Source organism: Geitlerinema sp. PCC 9228, assembly GCF_001870905.1.
In the GTDB taxonomy this organism is placed as follows: Bacteria; Cyanobacteriota; Cyanobacteriia; order Cyanobacteriales; family PCC-9228; genus PCC-9228.
The window spans coordinates 1-1359 of record NZ_LNDC01000134.1 but is presented as its reverse complement, the minus strand read 5'-3'; the positions used below and the strand labels follow the sequence as shown (position 1 = coordinate 1359).

Annotated in this window: 1 protein-coding gene and 1 pseudogene; both read left to right on the top strand. The window is 48.0% G+C overall.

Annotated features, from left to right (window positions below; genetic code table 11):
* Window positions 1–240: 240 nt before the first annotated feature.
* Window positions 241–1034: pseudogene (locus tag AS151_RS14575) on the top strand (formylglycine-generating enzyme family protein); the annotation flags it as partial.
* 199 nt (window positions 1035–1233) lie between these two features.
* Window positions 1234–1359, top strand: a 126-nt coding sequence (locus AS151_RS22850; RefSeq protein WP_084639613.1) for a 4-Cys prefix domain-containing protein, incomplete at its 3' end; no start/stop codon positions are given.

Genomic DNA, 1359 nt, shown 5'->3' with positions numbered 1-1359 from the left:
CAAGACTTGCAACCTACCAAAGCACAACCTTCACCAACCTCTTCGCAGTCAAAAGCTAAGCAACCTTCTTCAGCAACATCTTCTCCACCTACGTCTAGTCAGAAATCGTCTAAATCCAAGCAGAAACCTTCGCTTCGTTCCTTTGAATTTGAAACGGCAACTGTAACCGTAGAAATTGAAAAAATGAAAACAGGATTGTTCGGAAGAAAAATTCAAAGAAATATCCAAATTCATATTCATCGCCGTCGCCAACAAGCACAAGGCTTTAGCGAACCTCTGGGTAACAATATAGACCTGGAAATGGTTTATATTCCCTCGGGAACTTTTTTCATGGGAGCGCCAGAATCGGAGGAAGAAAGCAGAGACAAGGAACGACCCCGGCACCAAGTGAGCGTACCAGCTTTTTTTCTGGGGAAATACCCGGTGACTCAAGCGCAATGGCGCGCTGTAGCCAATCTTCCCAAATACGAACGCGACCTCAAGCCCAATCCATCCCTTTTTTCCGGGGATAATCGACCTGTGGAACAGGTATCTTGGTGGGATGCTGTAGAATTTTGCCAGCGTTTGTCCCAGCATACTGGCAGAGACTACCGACTTCCCAGCGAGCCGAGTGGGAATATGCCTGTCGCGCTGGCACGCAAACCCCTTTTTATTTTGGCGAAACCATTACCACCGACCTAGCCAATTATCGTGGTACTCGAGTTTACGGTCGGGGCAAAAAAGGGGAATATCGGGAAAAGACCACAGATGTAGGCAGCTTTCCTGCCAATGGATTTGGGCTTTTTGACATGCATGGGAATGTTTGGGAATGGTGTGCCGATGACTGGCATGATAATTACGAAGGGGCACCAGACGATGGTAGTGCTTGGATAGATAATGAAGATAGAACAAAAGCTGACAAGCTCCTGCGCGGTGGTTCCTGGCTCTACGTCCCGCGTGGCTGCCGTTCTGCGATTCGCGTCAGGAGGCGACCCGACGTCACCTACCGCAACCTCGGGTATCGCGTTGCGTGCGCTGTGGCGAGGACTTTCTAGACTTTTACCAGCCAATTTATGGGTCGTTGTTGTTGATTGTGTATACGTCAGCAGTTGCCCTGGTTACACCATCGGAATCCTAAATTTTTGGTCAAGCTAACATAACCAGCAGCCACAGGCAGGTATCTAACTGGTAAAAACGACAAAACTGTGCTATTCTCAACGGAAAAAGAGACTCGTTTCATCGATTATCCCTAGCATGAGCCAGTGTTTAAATCCCGACTGCTTGCATCAAAATCCTAAAAATACCAAATTCTGCCAGCGTTGCGGTAGTGAGTTGCAACTATTTCGGCGCTATCGAGCCATACGGATTTTAGGGAAAGGT